Here is a 1,302-nt window from a genome sequence, read left to right as displayed (position 1 = left end):
ACCCGCCGCGAGATCGGGGAGCGGACGCTGACGGACCGCTTCGAGGAGCAGGTCCGGCTCCTCCCCGACGCACGGGCGGTGCTCTTCGAAGGACGGCAACTCTCCTACGGCGAGCTGAACGCGCGCGCCAACCGGCTCGCCCGGCACCTCGCCGAAGCGGGCCTCGGCCGCGGGGACCTCGCCGGGATCCTGCTCGACCGGGGCACCGACTTCACCGTCGCCCTGCTCGCCGTCGTCAAGACCGGCGCGGGCTACGCGCTGCTGGACCCCGAGTTCCCCGACGGACGCCTGGCCGGCACGGCAGCCGATGCGGGGCTCCGGCTGCTGGTGACCGACAGCACCCATCAGGGCCGGGTCAGCGGACCGTGGCCGACGGTGGTCATCGACGCGGAGCGAGAGCTGATCGCGGACCGCGCGGACGGCAACCTCGGCGTCGAGCTGTCGGCGGACGACGTGGCGTGCGTGATGTTCACCTCCGGGTCCACCGGCAAGCCGAAGGGCATCCTGTCCTCGCACCGGAACCTGGTCTCCACCCTCACCGCCCAGAGCTACGCGGCCTTCGGCCCGGAGGAAACCTTCCTCCAGTGCTCACCCGTCTCCTGGGACGCCTTCAGCCTCGAATTCTGGGGAGCACTGCTCCACGGCGGAAGCACCGTCCTCCAACCCGGCCAGCGCCCCGAACCGGCCCTGATCGCAGCGCTCGCCCAGCGGCACGGCGTCACCATGCTCCAACTCTCCTCCAGCCTCTTCAACTACCTCGCCGACGAACACCCCGACACCTTCACCACCACCCGCATCGTCTACACCGGCGGCGAACCCGCCTCCCCCACCCACGTCCACCACCTCCACCGGATCCACCCCCACCTCACCATCACCAACGGCTACGGCCCCGCCGAATCCATGGGCTTCACCACCACCCACACCATCGAGCCCACCGCCGAACCGACCGTCACCGTCTCCATCGGCCGACCCCTCACCAACAAGCACGCCTACGTCCTCGACGCCCATCTCAAACCGACACCCCCCGGCACCACCGGCGAGCTCTACCTCACCGGCGACGGCATCGCCCACGGCTACCTCGCCCAACCCGCCACCACCGCCACCCGCTTCGTCCCCAACCCCTACGGACCCCCCGGCAGCCGCCTCTACCGCACCGGCGACCAAGCCCACTGGGACACCCACGGCAACCTCCACTACACCGGCCGCACCGACACCCAGATCAAGATCCGCGGCTTCCGCATCGAACCCACCGAAATCGAAACCGTCCTCACCACCCACCCCCACATCACCCAAGCCACCCTG

The 1,302-nt window shown here is 70.2% G+C and carries 1 protein-coding gene; it reads left to right on the top strand.

All coding sequences use genetic code 11. The features are described from left to right. The coding region (locus ACWGH1_RS35155; RefSeq protein WP_453357786.1) for an amino acid adenylation domain-containing protein at window positions 1-1,302 on the top strand (1,302 nt) is incomplete at both ends.

The organism is Streptomyces sp. NPDC054883 (genome assembly GCF_053610645.1).
Note: the sequence above shows the minus strand (reverse complement) of the source record. Positions and strands in the feature narration are given on the sequence as shown.